Here is a 14468-nt window from a genome sequence, read left to right as displayed (position 1 = left end):
CAAGGACTCTTTGTGACGTGAAGTCGCAGAGGGTCTTTTTTATTAAAAAGAAGAATATTTTTTCCATTTTTCGAACTGTTCACGAGATTAACTAAACTAAATGATACAGTCTCTTTACAATAGACCACAATATTTTATACAATTAAGTTTATATCTAATCTGAAAAATTTGACGAGCAAGGTGGACATGTTATGGCGAAAGAGCAAATTTTGACTCCTGAGGACGTTTTTGAGTTAGTCAAATCCTACATGAATGATGAAAATGTCGCATTCGTGAAAAAAGCATATGAATTAGCAAGGGATGCCCATATTGAGCAATTCCGTAGCTCTGGTGAACCGTATATTATTCACCCAGTACAAGTAGCAGGTATTCTAGCTGAATTACAAATGGACCCAGAAACTGTAGCGGCAGGTTTTTTACATGATGTTGTCGAAGATACGGATTTTACACGGGATGATTTGGTACGTGAATTTGGCGAAGAGGTGGCCGTGCTTGTTGATGGTGTTACCAAACTAGGGAAAATTAAATATTTATCTAAAGAGGCGCAGCAGGCAGAAAATCATCGGAAAATGTTTGTGGCTATGGCGCAAGATATTCGTGTCATCCTCATTAAGCTAGCAGACCGTCTTCATAATATGCGTACGTTAAAGCATTTACCTGCTGAAAAGCAACGACGCATTTCAAAAGAGACGCTCGAGATTTTTGCACCACTTGCTCATCGTCTTGGAATTTCGACTGTAAAATGGGAGCTTGAAGATACAGCACTGCGCTATTTAAACCCACAACAATATTATCGTATTGTCAGTCTGATGAAGAAAAAACGTGATGAACGTGAAGCTTATTTAGAAAATGTGATGGCTGAGATGAAATCACAACTGAATGAGGTTGAAATTGACGCAGATGTCTATGGTCGACCAAAACATATTTACAGTATCTATCGAAAAATGGTGTTACAAAAGAAACAGTTTAATGAAATTTATGATTTATTAGCCATTCGTGTTCTTGTCGATAGTATTAAAGATTGCTATGCCGTATTAGGGATTGTGCATACACTTTGGAAACCAATGCCAGGACGCTTTAAAGACTATATTGCTATGCCAAAACAAAACCTGTACCAGTCCCTACACACGACTGTTATTGGACCATATGGTGATCCGTTGGAGGTACAGATTCGTACAAAGGAAATGCACAAAATTGCAGAGTACGGGATTGCGGCGCACTGGGCATATAAAGAAGGCAAAAACGTTGATCATCAAAAGCAGAATGTTGACCAAAAATTAACGTGGTTCCGTGAAATTTTAGAATTTCAAAATGAATCTTCCAACGCAGAAGAATTTATGGAATCCTTAAAATTTGATTTATTTTCTGATATGGTTTATGTCTTTACACCTGAAGGTGATGTCATTGAATTGCCAGCAGGTTCTGTTCCTATTGATTTTGCCTACCGTGTTCATTCCGAAGTGGGAAATCGTACGATTGGAGCGAAAATCAATGGGAAGATGGTACCGCTTGATACACCATTAAAAACGGGCGATATCATTGAAATTTTAACTTCTAAACAATCCTTTGGTCCGAGTCGCGATTGGCTAAAAATAGCTCAATCCTCGCAGGCGAAGAATAAGATAAAGCAATTCTTTAAACGACACCTGCGTGAAGAAAATATTGTCAAAGGTAAAGAAATGATAGAAAAAGAAATCCGTGCTCAGGATTTCGATTTAAAGGAAACGATGTCCTCCGAAAACCTAAAACGGGTATGTGACAAATTTAACTATACGAATGAAGAAGATTTGTATGCTGCAGTTGGTGTGAATGGTATTACTGCGCAACAGGTCGTAAATCGTTTAGCTGAAAAACGTCGTAAAGAACGTGAGCAGGAAGAAGCACTAGAGAAAATTGAACAAAAAATGAAAAATCCAATTCCACAAAAACGTACGGAATCGGGTGTTATTGTAAAGGGTATTGATAATATGCTCATTCGACTTTCTCGCTGCTGTACGCCCGTTCCTGGTGATGATATTGTAGGTTTTATTACGAAGGGTAGAGGTGTTTCTGTCCATCGTGAGGACTGTCCAAATATTCAAATTGAGGATGAGCAGGAGCGCTTAATTGAAGTAGAATGGGAGCATGGTGTCATTCCTGAGAAAAAGGAATACCCTGTTGATATTGAAGTTTCAGCTTTTGATAGACCTGGCATTTTAAATGAAATCATGCAAATTGTTAGTGAAACGAAAACGAATATTTTAGCAGTAAGTGGTCGTGCTGACCGTGATAAAATGGCAACAATTCATTTAACAATTTCTATTTCGAATATTTCACATTTGCATAAAGTAGTTGAGCGAATTAAACAAACACCTGATATTTATTCGGTGCAACGTGTCATTAACTAATTGATAGGCAATATAGAATTGGGGTTTAGTACATGAAAGTAGTATTACAGCGCAGTAAAGCTGCCTCTGTAACAGTGGACGGAACTGTTACAGGAGCCATTGATCACGGCTATGTTCTTTTAGTGGGAATCACACATGAAGACACACAAGAGGATGTTGCCTATTTAGCAAAAAAAGTAGCCAATTTACGTCTCTGGGAAGATGCAGATGGAAAAATGAATCATTCGATCTTAGAGCATGGGGGCGCTATTTTATCCGTCTCACAATTTACATTGTATGGGGATGCAAAAAAAGGGAATCGTCCAAGTTTTATCAATGCAGCTAGACCAGAAGCAGCTGAGCCACTGTGGGAGGCTTTTAATCAAGCTTTACGCGAGCAGGGCTTACATGTGGAAACAGGTATTTTTGGTGCCATGATGGATGTAGCACTAATTAATGATGGTCCAGTCACAATTCTTCTAGAGTCAAAATAATGGAACATTTCCTATAATTCCTTCATATACTAAAGAGTATGGTTAGTTTTATAGGAAGGAGTGTCTTAAACATGACGCAGACGAGAAGTATAACAAATCCATATTTATACGAAACTCTTAACATGATGATTGGTCAGGCAGTAGTTGTTCAAACAGAAAAAAATATTCAACAAGGTATTTTATTATCCATACTACCTGACCATATGGTTCTTGAGATAAATCGTACGCCTTTCTTCATTCGGATGGAGGAAATTGTATGGGTTACATTGGAAACTACAAAAAAATGAGAAAGTATGAACCTTCAAATCATAATAAATGATAGAAGGTTTTTTTATTTGTTTAGGGCAAATAAAAATACCTAACTAGCAAATTTATTTCGAAGAGATAAAAACTATTAAAACAGTTGCTACTCTTTGAATATTATTTTTTTAAAAAAATATAAACGATATGTAAGAAAGTCCATTTGATTCATCATGGATAGCTAACCTACAATTTTCCATTCTACTTACAACCTTTGATGTCTTTCATCCCACTAATAAGGGGATCTTTATGAAGTTCATGAATAAAAAGCATTTAAAGACAATCCATACAAACTTTATCATTTCTAACACCGCCGCATATTGCTCCTGCCTTAATAAAAAACAATTCGTCATATAAGATAAAATTATTATTTTGGAAAACAAAAAATAACGTTGAAAATGCCCATTATTATTTGAGTATGTGTATAAAATTTTCCATGTTTATAGAAGAGGAACAAGAGGTTTAATTAGGAAAGATAGCGTGTGCTTTCAGAAATAATAGAAAATTAATACTTTACAATAAATTTAAACTCATGTATATTTATTTTCAATTAGCGACAAATAGCGACAATATACTGCTAATGTCTAAATCAGAAAAAGGAGCGCGATTTAATGGAAAATGAACAGGGGGTCAAGAAGAAAAGCTGGTTGAAAGTACCTCATACATATACGATTATTTTTGCTATTATTTTTTTAGCAGGTATTGCAAGCTATATTATACCAGCGGGTGAGTTTGAACGTGTAGAGGATGAAGAAGGGCGAATGCTCGTTGTAGATGGAAGCTATCATCATATTGAGAGTGAGCCAGTTTCCTTTTTTGAAATGTTTACAGCGGTTCCAATGGGTCTCGAAAAAGGGGCTCAAATTATTTTCTACATTTTTTTAGTCAGTGGTGTATTTGGTATTATTCGTTCTACAGGTGCTATTGAGGCTGGTGTTTATAAAGGAGTAAAAGCTTTAGAGGGCAGAGAGAAATTACTGATTCCTTTATCGATGATTTTATTCTCTGTTGGTGGTTTTACAATGGGGATGGCGGAAGAAACTATTATTTTCGTACCAATTGGTGTGGCCATTGCACGCGCGATGGGCTTTGATGCTGTAACAGGAACAGCCATGATTACACTTGGTGCCGCCAGTGGATTTTTTGGAGGAATGCTTAATCCCTTTACGGTAGGTGTAGCACAATCATTAGCGGATGTACCATTATTCTCAGGGATTGGCTTCCGTGCTGTTGTCTATGTTTTTGTATTAAGTTTTGCTATTTTCTATGTATCTCGCTATGCTTTTAAGGTGAAAAAGAATCCTCAAGCAAGCGTTATTTACGATATTGAGCAAAAAGCTAAATCCAATGTTTCAGCGATTGACATCCCTGCATTAACAGGCAAGCATAAATTCGTATTTATTGTCATGGCTTGTGGGATTGGCTTTAATATTTATGGTGTCTTTAACTGGGGCTGGTTCTTAACGCAGCTAACTGCATCCTTTTTAATTATGGGGTTAATTGCAGGGTTAATTGGTGGTTTAAAACCTGCTACTATCTTTGATTCCTTTATTGAGGGAGCCAAGGCCGTAACATTTGGTGCTTTAATTGTAGGTTTTGCCCGTGCTATTACAGTTGTTTTAGAGCAGGGGAAAATTATTGATACAATCGTTTATGCAGCATCAGAAACAATTGGACATTTGCCACATGCTATCAGTGCAATCGGCATGTTATTTATCCAAGCTCTTTTGAATTTATTTATTTCATCTGGTAGTGGACAGGCAGCTGCAACAATGCCGATTATGATTCCAATCACTGATTTACTAGGATTAGAGCGACAAGTGGCTGTTTTAGCCTTCCAATATGGGGATTCCTTAACGAACTCTATTATTCCTACTTCGTCTGCATTAATGGCGTATTTAGCTGTTGCAGGTATCCCATATGAAAAGTGGATTAAGTTTATCTGGAAGATGATTCTTGGGTGGGCATTGATTGCCTGTCTGGCGCTAATTGCTGCGGTAGCATTAGGAATATCTTAAAATATAAAAAAGCTGTGGATGTTATCATCATCCGCAGCTTTTTTTTGCTTATTCATCTTGTTCATTAAAGTAGTTGAGAATTCCCTGATAAATACCAAGAGTCGCTTGTTCACGGAATTTAGCTGTTGTAATGACGCGCTCCTCACTGGAATTACTTAAAAAGCCTAACTCAATAAGGACGGCCTTTTGACGATTCTCTCGTAAAACTAAATAATTTCCTTGTTGTGTACCACGGTCTCTTAAATCTAGTTTACTGGAAAGACCATCATGAATTGCTTCAGCAAGCCCTTTTTGATTGCTATTCATATAATAGGATGTGAAGCCGTTAATGGAGCTATCATCTGTCGCATCATAATGAAGGCTAATAAAGGCATCTGCCTCATATTGATGGGCAATCGATACACGCTTACGCAATGCCACATATTCATCCGATTCTCTCGTCATGACAACGTTTGCGCCAGCAGCACTTAACTTGGAAGCAAGCAAAGTAGCCGTTTTTAAAGTAATGCCCTTTTCCTCTGTACCTCGTTGACCAGTTGTGCCATGATCATTTCCACCGTGACCAGCATCAACAACTATCGTTAATCCAGTTAAAGTACCTTTTTTGCGAGGCTCTTCCTTTTCTTTCTGTGGACTTGTCGCTTTATTGGAACTTGTTGTGACCACCCAGTTCGCGACAAAAGCTTTTTTTTCGTCGTCTATTTGTATTTCATAAAAATCATTTTTAACGCCTACTATCGGGTAATTTACACCAGCATCTACACGTTCAACCACTTCTGCTGCTGTTGAGGCATCCGTTCGTAGGTTTGTCCCATTATAAATAATCGTAACAGACTCTAACTCTTTGGAAGTTGATGTTTTTGAGGTACTTTTTACTTTATTAGAGAATGTACCGTAAAAACTATAGACCCAACCTACTTTTTTATCATTGTACTGAATTTGTACCCAATTATGCTCATGTGCGAGGACTTTAAAGGCTTGTCCTTTTGTTGCTGTGCCGATTTTTTTAGCATTCAAATCTGGCTTCTTACGAACATTAAGGGTGTCCACTAAAATGGTGAAGGTTGTATCTTTGTTAGCGGGTGCCGTGGTTGTAGTGGTTACTTCTACAGCATCTTCTTTGGGTTCTGTTTCTTTTTTAGGGTTATCGTTGATCGTGACATAATCCTTCGACACCCATCCTGTTAGTCCATTCCAATCGATTTTTGCCCATTCTCCATTTTCTTCAACGAGGTTTGCTTGGTTACCAGTTGAAAGTTGACCAAGAACAGCTGAAGAGATATCTGGTTCTGTTCGAATATTTAAACGGTCAACTTGTGAAATGACGGTTTTGTCGATCACTTGTTTAGCATTAGTAGGTGCTGTCAGCCAAGAGGCAACCCATCCTTCGTAATTGCCTGCTTTGACTTGGTACCAATCACCTTCTCGACCGATTGAGGTTAAAGGGTCACCTTCTTCTAAAGTCGTAATAATGGGATAAGACAATCCAGGACCCTCTCGCAAATGAAGAATCGTTCCAGCGACTTTTAGATCACTGGTGTCAGCGGAAGCTCTTTGAACAAAGTTCTTATTTGGCATCGCCATCGTTACCATTAGTACGAAGATGATTATACTATGTAAAATTTTTGTCCTCATCAGATTCCTCCTATTCCTTGTGCTATTTTACCATGCTTTTATCATAAAATTCGTGGTAAAATGGTAACAGAATTAGTTATTTTCAACATAGACTGATGAAAAATACAAAAATAGTTGACATTGCTTTGGCTAGTGACTAACATAAAGGGTAATCGAAAAATGATTAATCGCTTATGACCAAGCAAGTAGCGTATACCACTATTGGAAAAGAGAGGGAAAGACTTAGGCTGCAATCTTTCCTACAAAAATGTATAACGTGAATAACACTTGAGAGGCTTTTTTCTGAAAAGCAGTGCCTAGTAGGAAAAAACGGAATCGGCCGTTATCCGATTAAGAGGAGGACACATGTAATCATTTGTGTCAACTAGGGTGGAACCGCGGAAGCTTATACAGCTCTCGTCCCTTGCTATTGCAAGGGACGAGAGCTTTTTTGTTGTTCAAAAAGTAATGAGTTTTTTAAGAGGGATTGTTGTTTTTGCTCAGAAAAGAGGGGAAGGCGCTCTAATTAGTATGAAAAGCGCTCATCAAGGCTGTAACCCGCTCCAACCGGACAAAAATTTGCTCAACCAAAGCATGCATTCGCTCAAAGTGGGACTACAGCTGCTCTATCATAAGCAATCAATATAGGAGGGAATTACATGAGTTTTAAAGTGCCACGAGGGACACAAGATATTTTGCCAGGTCAATCTGAAAAATGGCAAAAAGTTGAAGCGATTATTCGTGATATTTGTCGTGTTTATCGCTATAACGAAATTCGCACACCAATTTTCGAGCAAACGGATCTATTTGCACGTGGTGTTGGGGAAACAACTGATGTTGTACAAAAGGAAATGTATACATTTGAAGATCGTGGAGGGCGTTCATTAACACTACGTCCAGAAAATACGGCTGGTGTCGTACGTGCCTATGTGGAGCATAAAATGTTTGGTGCTCCTGATCAGCCAGTTAAGCTTTCTTATTTAGGACCAATGTTCCGCTATGAGCGCCAACAGGCTGGTCGTTATCGTCAATTTGTACAGTTTGGAGTAGAAGCAATTGGTTCAGCAGATCCTGCGATTGATGCAGAAGTCATTGCTCTTGCTATGGACGTCTACGAATCAGCGGGTTTAAAGGATTTAAAATTAGTGATTAATTCTCTTGGCGATAAAGAAACACGTGATACACATCGTACTGCTTTATTACAGCATTTTGAGCCACATATTCATGAATTTTGCTCAGACTGTCAAAATCGTTTACAAAAGAATCCATTGCGAATTTTAGATTGTAAGGTAGATCGTGAGCATCCATTAATGCAAACGGCTCCAGCGTTAACTGATTTCTTAACAGAAGAATCAGCTGCTTATTTCGCTCAAGTGAAATCGTACTTAGATACATTGGGTATTTCATATGAGGTCGATCCAAATCTTGTACGAGGACTTGATTATTATAATCACACAACTTTTGAAATTATGTCCACAGCATCAGGCTTTGGTGCTATTACAACATTATGTGGTGGTGGACGCTACAATGGATTAGTGCAAGAAATTGGCGGTCCAGATGTACCAGGTATAGGTTTTGCATTAAGTATTGAGCGTTTGTTGCTGGCACTTGAAGCGGAGGGTGTTGAATTAGACACAGCTTCAGGGCTAGATGTTTACATTATTGCAATGGGCGATGAAGCGAAGCAAAAGGCTGTTGAGCTGACAAGCACTTTCCGAGCGAAGGGACTTGCGACAGAGATGGATTATTTAGACCGTAAAATGAAAGCTCAAATGAAATCAGCGGATCGACTAGGTGCAAAATATACGCTTGTTCTTGGCGAAACAGAACTTGAGGAGCAAGCAGCGGCTGTAAAACATATGGAATCTGGGGAGCAGCACAAAGTGGCGTTCTCAGAGCTAGTGAACTATTTAACGCAAAAAGCTTAAAAATAGACAGAGGGCATTTCTAGGAAATGCTACATAAATTGAAGATATTTTGGAGGAATTTAACAATGGCTACAAGAACACATGCTAGTAACGAGCTGTCAGAAGCGTTACAAGGCGAAAAAGTCGTATTAAAAGGTTGGGTACAGCGTCGTCGTGACCTTGGTGGTTTAATTTTTATTGATTTGCGTGACCGTACAGGTATTACGCAAGTTGTGTTTAGTCCAGATGTTGCAGAAGCACACGCATTAGCGGATAAAGTGCGTAGTGAATATGTGATCGAAGTGGAAGGCACAGTCATCCTTCGTACAGAGGATCAAATCAACCCGAATGTACCAAACGGTAAAATTGAAGTGGAAGCAACAAAATTAGCCGTAATTAATACGGCAAAAACAACGCCATTCCAAATCGAAGATCGTACAGATGTATCAGAAGATTTACGTTTAAAATATCGTTATCTAGACTTACGTCGTCCCGTAATGTTCGATACTTTCAAAATGCGTTCTGATGTGACACGTACAATTCGTAACTTCCTACAAAATGAAGGATTCTTAGAAGTTGAAACACCAATTTTAACAAAATCAACGCCAGAGGGTGCTAGAGACTATTTAGTTCCTTCACGTGTACATGAAGGTGAATTTTATGCCTTACCACAATCACCTCAATTATTTAAGCAATTATTAATGGTTGCTGGTTTTGAAAAGTACTTCCAAATTGCGCGTTGCTTCCGTGACGAAGATTTACGTGCTGACCGTCAACCAGAGTTTACACAGGTGGACATTGAAACGAGCTTCTTAACACAAGAAGAAGTATTAGAAATGAACGAGCGCTTAATTCAAGCGGTTATGAAAGAAGTAAAAGGAATCGACATTCCTGCACCATTCCAGCGCATGAAATACCAAGAAGCAATGGATCGTTATGGTTCAGATAAGCCAGATGTACGTTTTGGATTAGAGCTTGTGGCGTTAAATGATATTTTTGAAGGCTGTAATTTCAAAGTATTTGCTGATACGGTTGCACAAGGAAAACAAGTGAAAAGTATCAATATTAAAGGTGCAGCTGACAAATATTCTCGTAAAGACATGGACGAGTTAACAAAATTCGTTGGGATTTACGGAGCAAAAGGTCTTGCCTGGTTAAAGGTAACAGAAGAAGGCTTAAACGGACCAATTGCGAAATTCTTTGACGAGGCATTAGCAGCAGCTTTAATCGAGCGTATGGGAGCAGAAGTTGGCGATATTCTAGTATTTGTAGCAGATAAAGCCGATGTTGTAGCAGCTTCATTAGGTGCTCTTCGTACAAAATTAGGACAAGATTTAAATCTGATCGATGAATCACAATTTGCTTTCCTTTGGATTACTGATTGGCCATTATTCGAATACTCTGAGGAAGATGGACGCTACTATGCAGCACACCATCCATTCACACGCCCGTTTGATGAAGATATAGCGTTAATGGACACAGACCCTGCAGCAGTACGTGCACAAGCATATGATATCGTTTTAAACGGCTATGAACTTGGTGGTGGTTCATTACGTATTTACGAACGTGACCTACAAGAGAAAATGTTTGAATTACTTGGCTTCTCAGAAGAAGAAGCACAAGCACAATTTGGCTTCCTATTAGAAGCGTTTGAATACGGCGTACCACCACATGCAGGTCTTGCCTTTGGTCTTGATCGCTTTGTTATGCTATTAGCAGGTCGTACTAATTTACGCGATACAATCGCATTCCCAAAAACAGCTAGTGCAAGCTGCTTGATGACAGAAGCACCAAGCGAAGTATCTCCTGAGCAACTAAGTGAACTAAGCCTGGCTATCAAACCATTTAGAAAATAATGTATAATTCAAAATACCTGGATTACCTAGCAAATACTGTTGGGAATCTAGGTATTTTTTGCGTTTTCGTAAGAAATTATAGATTATTAGAGAAAATCGTTTGAATTATCAGAAAAGTGGTGTTATGATAACTGTAATACGAATCCTGATGTGTTTGTCTAACTGCTAACTCTACTTCACAGTTTTGACCGAACATTATAGAATCGGGAGCCTTCATTTTGTAGTCGCAAACATGCCCCTAACAAAGCGGGACGTTTAAAGTTGCAAAGCGGGCACCCACCTGCAAATTGCGGGTTCAAAACGAATGTTTCTTGGCATTACGGCACAATTGGGATTCGTCCTATACATAGGATTGAGAGGAGCTTAATAATAGCTCCTTTTTTTACATAAAATTAAACAAGAACTAGTAGAGTGTTTTAAGTGAATGTTTAGAAAATATGAAAAATTACTTTTTATTTCTGATGAAGCAGCATATAATTGGTATAGACAACTATACCTTTTGAGAAGCTATATCCGCTAAAGGAAAAGATACATTATATCTCTAGGCAGATATTACGAGGAAAAACACTTTATTTAAATGATTTTGAAAGCGTTTTAATTGTGATTGATACAAAAGACATGAGAGAAAAGCCTATTGAAAGAAGGCAAATTGGATCAAAATTACGAGACGATGATTAGTCAGTTGAGAATATAATGGTACAATGATTGAGCTCAGATGCTACAATGATAGTGAGAAAGTTACCACATCAAGCGACGAGTAAATATGTCCTTTTCACACTGTTATCGTGGATATCATTTAGCTTTGTTTAATCATGCGAAATACAAAAACCGATCTAACGAGGTAAAGTTGTATGGAGAAATCATAAAGGCGATAAGGAAGGTGCAAGAATTGTTAGAGAAAAATTCTCATATACCTATTTATATACAAATAGAAGAGATTATTAAACAACGAATTTATTTAGAAGAATACAGAATTGGTGAGACTATCCCATCAGAACGAGAGCTTTCTGCACAATTTGATGTAAGTAGAATGACTGTTCGTCAATCCATTACCAATCTAGTAAATAGTGGTCTATTATATCGAGAAAAAGGGAGAGGAACGTATGTTGCAAATCCAAAATTAGAGCAACCGTTAAAAGGCTTAACGAGTTTCACGGAAGATATGCGGGCAAGAGGAATGGAACCAAGCAGTAAGGTATTACGATTTGAGAAAATCATACCACCAGTGGATATTGCAAGAGATTTGATGATAGAGTCTGGCGAAGAAGTATTTTTTGTAGTGCGCATAAGAAATGCAGATGCGCAACCAATGGCAATCGAAAGAACATATATCCCAGTTAAAATTTATCCGGAGTTGGATGAGAAGCAAATAATGGGCTCGCTTTATGCCTTAATCGAAGCAAAGTTCCATCAAAAAATTGGGAATGCGGTACAACAGATGGAGGCAGCCATCGTATCGAAAGAGGATAGTAAGTTTCTACAAATTAATCAAACAGCACCAGTTTTAATTATCAAACGTACAAGTTATTTATCAGATGGTAAGCCCTTTGAGCTTGTACGCAGTACGTATCGAGCTGATCGTTATAAATTTATAAGTGAAATTAAAAGGTGATTTTATGCATGCATATTTTTCTGAAATCGAAAAGCTTATCCAGGTTGTGAAGGAAAAGGAGGCATCACATATAAGTGATGTGGCTCAAATCATTGTCCAACGTCTCCAAAAAGGTGGGATAATTCAATTATTTGGTTGTGGTCATTCACAGCTATTGGCACAGGAGGCATTTTATCGAGCAGGTGGTTTAGTACCAGTCCGTCCTATATTTATTGAACCCTTAGCTTTACATGCTGGAGCATTAGCTTCTTCAATCAATGAGAAAGATTCAACTATTATTGAACAGCATAAGGAACAGTTTGACTTTCGTGAAAATGATGTTTGCATCGTCATTTCAACCTCAGGGAGAAATGCAGCACCTATTGACGCAGCTTTATTAGCAAAGGATTCAGGGATATTTGTGCTATCCCTCCAATCGCTCCATTATAAGGAACAGACTACACGTCATCACAGTGGGCTGCGGCTAGAAGATGTGGTAGATTTTGTAATTAATACCCATATACCGATTGGTGATGGTGTACTAACTATACATGACATACAGTATGCGCCAGCATCTACTGTTATTGGTTCATTACTATTAAATGCTTTGTTCAGTGAAATCATAGAAACACTAGCAAAGTCCTCAATAGAGTTACCGATTTTTGTCAGCAATAATGTTGATTCGGATTGGTCACATAATGAGAAAATGATTGCCAAATATCAACATCGGATTAATTTCACGTGAAAGAGTGGAGGTATGTAAATGAAGAAAATGTATAAAATTACATCTACTGAAGGTATCCATGCCAGACCGGCTGCATTACTCGTAACTGCAGTGACACCATTTCAAAGTGATATTAAATTAACATACGAAGAAAAATCCGTTAATTTAAAGTCTATTATGGGCGTGATGTCATTAGGTGTTAAACCAGGAAGTGTAGTGGAAATTTCAGCGGATGGACCAGATGTAGCAACATTATTTCAAACTATTACTGAAGTCATGTTGTCTAAAGCAATAGGAGAAGAATGGCAAGAGGGATAAAAGATTCTTGCAGTGGTTATGATTATGCCACTGTAAAAGAATCTTATGACTAATTATCTGAATATTAGGAATTTTAGGGGTGGTTAAATGGACATTCACATCGTCTCGCCTAATGATTATGGGCAGATTCATCGATTGAGAGACTATTGCTTTCCAAATAAGTACTCAGGGGCTCGTCGAGAGGATTTTCATTATTGGATTGAGCAAAGCACGACCTTAGGTGCTTATGATGACAAAAAAATTGTTGGGCAGCTATTAATATTACCGCTAAATATTACAGTGCATGGAGTTTCATTTAAAATGGGAGGCATCGGCTTTGTTGCAACGTATCCTGAGTATCGACAACAGGGTATTATCAAAAGGCTTATGACAGAAGCGCTGCAAAAAATGAGAGACAATGGACAAACGATTTCAGTATTAGCGCCATTTTCTGTGTCCTTCTATCGTTATTTTGGTTGGGAATTATTTTTTGAGAAGCTCCATTATACAATCCCTCAAACTATGTTTCCCTCTTTAGGGAAACAAGTAGACGACATGAAAAGGATGAGCTTTGAGTGGTTAGATCCTGTGCTCTTTCAGATGATTAAGGATTTTCATAATGCACAGGCAATCATTCGAAATGGTGGCATGGTAAGGGATGAAGGATGGTGGAAAAGACTTGAAAGAAGGAGTCCAGATAGTCACTTTGCTGCCTATTTTCAAGGCAGTAACATAGAAGGCTATATTCGTTATACGATTCGAGATGGGGCATTTACTATCCAAGACTTTGTTGTAGCAAATCTCTTAGCTGAACAAGCTATGTGGCGTTATATGACATCTCATGCAGCAAGTGTCAGTAGCATAACTGGAGTTACTAGTAATCATTATCCTTTTGGCTTTTATTTCAAGGAGCCACAATTCAAAAGGGAAGTCATACAGGATGTGATGATTAGAGTAGTAGATGTTTATGCATTTATGCAGCAGTATCCGTGGAAGGATATTCAAGAAACATTAACGATTCGTATTGAAGATCCATTTTGTCTCTGGAATGAGCATATTTATCAAATAAATAAAAATGGTCAGGTCGTAATAATTGAGACAAGTTCAATCTCTGACAAGCATATGTTAACACTACCAATTAATCTTTTTTCTGCGATGATGGCAGGTTATCTTTCTGTCAAAGAAACAGTTGTCTATGCTAATCAACCTACGGTAGAAAAGGTGATCGAACAGTGGGAATGGGCAATCCCTACTGAAAAGCCAGCATTTTATGAGTATTTCTAGGTATTGAATAATAAGAA

11 protein-coding genes, 1 other RNA gene and 1 other annotated feature are annotated in these 14468 nt (G+C 38.1%); of the genes, 11 read left to right on the top strand and 1 reads right to left on the bottom strand.

Annotated elements, in window-relative coordinates; all coding sequences use genetic code 11:
- Window positions 1–191 precede the first annotated feature (191 nt).
- The 4 genes from AC1RFD_RS10700 (at window position 192) to AC1RFD_RS10685 (ending at window position 5178) form a co-directional block, all read left to right on the top strand.
- Window positions 192–2387, top strand: coding sequence for a RelA/SpoT family protein (locus tag AC1RFD_RS10700; protein WP_048392114.1), 2196 nt, complete (start codon window positions 192–194; stop codon window positions 2385–2387).
- 32 nt (window positions 2388–2419) lie between these two features.
- Window positions 2420–2860 carry a D-aminoacyl-tRNA deacylase gene (gene dtd, locus AC1RFD_RS10695; protein WP_048392115.1) on the top strand — a complete coding sequence of 147 codons (441 nt, stop codon included), beginning with the start codon at window positions 2420–2422 and terminating at the stop codon, window positions 2858–2860.
- A gap of 71 nt (window positions 2861–2931) precedes the next feature.
- On the top strand, window positions 2932–3147 hold the full coding sequence (locus AC1RFD_RS10690) for a DUF2642 domain-containing protein (protein WP_004226745.1): 216 nt from the start codon (window positions 2932–2934) through the stop codon (window positions 3145–3147).
- A 624-nt stretch (window positions 3148–3771) separates the two neighbouring features.
- The gene (locus AC1RFD_RS10685; RefSeq protein WP_054550044.1) at window positions 3772–5178 is read left to right on the top strand and encodes a YfcC family protein; all 1407 of its coding nucleotides are present in this window, start codon (window positions 3772–3774) and stop codon (window positions 5176–5178) included.
- A 48-nt stretch (window positions 5179–5226) separates the two neighbouring features.
- Here the strand turns inward: AC1RFD_RS10685 and AC1RFD_RS10680 are convergent, their stop codons facing one another.
- Window positions 5227–6813, bottom strand: coding sequence for an N-acetylmuramoyl-L-alanine amidase family protein (locus AC1RFD_RS10680; protein WP_492474890.1), 1587 nt, complete (start codon window positions 6811–6813; stop codon window positions 5227–5229).
- A 164-nt stretch (window positions 6814–6977) separates the two neighbouring features.
- Window positions 6978–7220, top strand: a binding site (T-box leader).
- A 231-nt stretch (window positions 7221–7451) separates the two neighbouring features.
- Here AC1RFD_RS10680 and hisS point away from each other — a divergent pair.
- The 7 genes from hisS (at window position 7452) to AC1RFD_RS10645 (ending at window position 14451) form a co-directional block, all read left to right on the top strand.
- On the top strand, window positions 7452–8720 hold the full coding sequence (gene hisS, locus AC1RFD_RS10675; RefSeq protein ID WP_054550047.1) for a histidine--tRNA ligase: 1269 nt from the start codon (window positions 7452–7454) through the stop codon (window positions 8718–8720).
- A 65-nt stretch (window positions 8721–8785) separates the two neighbouring features.
- Window positions 8786–10555 carry an aspartate--tRNA ligase gene (gene aspS / locus AC1RFD_RS10670; protein ID WP_492474889.1) on the top strand — a complete coding sequence of 590 codons (1770 nt, stop codon included), beginning with the start codon at window positions 8786–8788 and terminating at the stop codon, window positions 10553–10555.
- Window positions 10556–10694: 139 nt separating this feature from the next.
- A non-coding RNA gene (gene ssrS, locus AC1RFD_RS10665) (6S RNA) lies at window positions 10695–10894 on the top strand.
- A 550-nt stretch (window positions 10895–11444) separates the two neighbouring features.
- A complete protein-coding gene (locus tag AC1RFD_RS10660) occupies window positions 11445–12167 on the top strand; it encodes a GntR family transcriptional regulator (protein WP_004226770.1) in 723 nt (240 codons plus the stop codon).
- Window positions 12168–12171: 4 nt separating this feature from the next.
- Window positions 12172–12891, top strand: a complete 720-nt coding sequence (locus tag AC1RFD_RS10655) for a sugar isomerase domain-containing protein (RefSeq protein WP_103118484.1) — start codon at window positions 12172–12174, stop codon at window positions 12889–12891.
- 18 nt (window positions 12892–12909) lie between these two features.
- Window positions 12910–13188, top strand: coding sequence for an HPr family phosphocarrier protein (locus tag AC1RFD_RS10650; RefSeq protein WP_016991626.1), 279 nt, complete (start codon window positions 12910–12912; stop codon window positions 13186–13188).
- A gap of 87 nt (window positions 13189–13275) precedes the next feature.
- Window positions 13276–14451 (top strand): GNAT family N-acetyltransferase, encoded by a 1176-nt coding sequence (locus AC1RFD_RS10645; RefSeq protein WP_048392123.1) that lies wholly within the window; start codon window positions 13276–13278, stop codon window positions 14449–14451.
- The last annotated feature ends 17 nt before the right edge of the window (window positions 14452–14468 follow it).

This window comes from Lysinibacillus sp. GW823-FHT02G10, from assembly GCF_058797135.1.
Note: the sequence above shows the minus strand (reverse complement) of the source record. Positions and strands in the feature narration are given on the sequence as shown.